General features: G+C 73.1%; 3 protein-coding genes. All 3 read left to right on the forward strand.

The annotated features are described in order from the left end of the window. A partial coding sequence (locus C1I97_RS35590; RefSeq protein ID WP_111007071.1) for an ABC transporter ATP-binding protein occupies positions 1–938 on the forward strand: 938 nt, incomplete at its 5' end. Beyond that, positions 935–1,798, forward strand: a complete 864-nt coding sequence (locus C1I97_RS35595; RefSeq protein WP_111007072.1) for an ABC transporter permease — start codon at positions 935–937, stop codon at positions 1,796–1,798. The genes C1I97_RS35590 and C1I97_RS35595, both read left to right, overlap by 4 nt. Before the next feature lie 153 nt (positions 1,799–1,951). After that, positions 1,952–2,288, forward strand: a 337-nt coding sequence (locus C1I97_RS35600) for a chaplin (protein ID WP_111007073.1), incomplete at its 3' end; no start/stop codon positions are given.

A 2,288-nucleotide genomic window follows, 5' to 3' on the forward strand; every position in this document is an offset into this window, starting at 1 on the left:
CCCCCGACCCGGAGCTCGCCGACGTCCCGCTGGTGATCACCGGCCTGGGCAAGCGGTACGCGAAGTCCGCGGACCGGTACGCCGTACGAGACCTGTCCTTCCGCGTGGAGAAGGGCCAGGTGCTCGGCCTGCTCGGGCCGAACGGTGCCGGCAAGACGACCACCCTGCGCATGCTGATGGGGCTGATCCGGCCGGACGACGGCGAGATCCGCGTGTTCGGCCACGCCGTCCGGCCCGGCGCGCCCGTGCTGTCGCGGGTCGGCGCCTTCGTCGAGGGCGCGGGCTTCCTGCCCCACCTGTCCGGCCGGGAGAACCTTCAGCTGTACTGGCGGGCCACCGGCCGCCCGCCCGAGGACGCCCACCTGGACGAGGCCCTGGAGATCGCCGGACTCGGCGACGCCCTGGCCCGCGCGGTGCGCACCTACTCGCAGGGCATGCGCCAGCGCCTGGCGATCGCCCAGGCCATGCTGGGCCTGCCGGACCTGCTGATCCTGGACGAGCCGGCCAACGGCCTCGACCCGCCCCAGATCCGCGAGATGCGCGAGGTGATGATCCGCTACGCGGCCGGCGGCTGCACGGTGATCGTCTCCAGCCATCTGCTCTCCGAGGTCGAGCAGTCCTGCACGCACCTGGTGGTGATGGACCGCGGGCACCTGGTGCGGGCCGGTGAGGTCGGCGAGATCGTCGGCTCCGGGGACACCCTGCTGGTCGGCACCGCCGTGCCGGTGGAGGAGCCGGCCATGGAGAAGGTCGCCGCTCTGCCGGGCGTGGCCTCGGCGACACGGACCGAGGACGGCCTGCTGGTCCGGCTGGAACCCGGCGGCACGGCACAGGACCTGGTCGTGGACCTGGTGCGGCTGGAGGTGCCCGTCTCCTCGGTCGGCCCGCACCGCCGGCTGGAGGACGCCTTCCTCACCCTGATCGGAGGTTCCGCATGAGCACGCTCGCCCAGGGCACCGAGGCCGCCCCCGGCTACCGGGCGGCCCGCACCCTGCCCCTGCGGGTCGAGCTGGTACGGCAGCTGAAGCGGCGCCGCACGCTGGTCATGGGCGGCATCCTGGCCGCGCTGCCCTTCGTGCTGGCCGTCGCCTTCGCGATCGGCGGCGACCCGGGAGGGCGCAACGACCGGGTGACGCTGATGGACACGGCCACCGCGTCCGGCGCCAACTTCGCCGCGGTGAACCTGTTCGTGTCGGCGGGCTTCCTGCTGGTGATCCCGGTGGCGCTGTTCTGCGGGGACACGGTCGCCTCCGAGGCGAGCTGGTCCTCCCTGCGCTATCTGCTCGCCGCGCCCGTGCCGCGGGCCCGGCTGCTGTGGTCCAAGCTGGTGGTCGGGCTCGGGCTGAGCCTGGCCGCGATGGTGCTGCTGCCGGTCGTCGCGCTCGCCGTCGGGACGGCCGCCTACGGCTGGGGTCCGCTGCGGACACCCACCGGCGGCGCGCTGGACGCGGGGACCGCCGTCCAGCGGCTGGTGGTGGTCGTGGCGTACGTCTTCGTGTCCCAGCTGGTCACCGCGGGCCTGGCGTTCTGGCTGTCGACCAGGACGGACGCGCCGCTGGGCGCGGTGGGCGGGGCGGTCGGGCTGACCATCGTGGGCAACGTCCTGGACGCCGTCACGGCTCTGGGGCACTGGCGCGACTTCCTGCCCGCGCACTGGCAGTTCGCCTGGGCCGACGCCGTGCAGCCGCGCCCCGAGTGGTCCGGGATGATCCAGGGCGCGGCGGTCTCCGTCACCTACGCGCTGGTGCTGTTCGCCCTGGCCTTCCGCGGGTTCGCCCGCAAGGACGTGGTGTCCTGACCCGGTCGCGCGGCCAACCGGGTGAACTCCCGACACCAATACGGACGCATCGGGTTGATGAAGCAGGAGGGCATACGGCGCTGCGGGAAACGTACGCGCCCGTGCCCGGTAGGCCCGGCTTTCCCGATTCGTCAAGCAAGGAAGACAAGCACATTGCGACAGACACTGAGCAGGGGAGTGGCCGCGGCAGCCGCCGCCACGGGCATTCTGTCCCTGTACGGCGGCTCCGCCCTCGCCGGCACGTCCGCGACCGGGGTTGCCGAGGATTCTCCCGGCGTGCTGTCCGGGAACACCGTCCAGGTGCCGGTCGAGGTGCCGGTGAACGTCTGCGGCAACGCCGTCGGTGTGCTCACGGCACTCAGCGGGGCGTTCGACAACTCCTGCGTCAACGCCCCGGGCAAGAAGAAGGTCCGGGTGCCCGGGCCCTCCCACAGCGAGCCCGAGGAGTGCACCGAGGAGTGCGAGGCCGTTCCGCCGGCCACCCCCACCC

The organism is Streptomyces sp. NTH33 (assembly GCF_003236365.1).
Lineage (GTDB): Bacteria > Actinomycetota > Actinomycetes > Streptomycetales > Streptomycetaceae > Streptomyces.

What these genes read in the sequence shown, in the direction of transcription:
- C1I97_RS35595 (WP_111007072.1), top strand. Translation starts at nt 935, where the DNA reads ATGAGCACGCTCGCCCAGGGCACCGAGGCCGCCCCCGGCTACCGGGCG.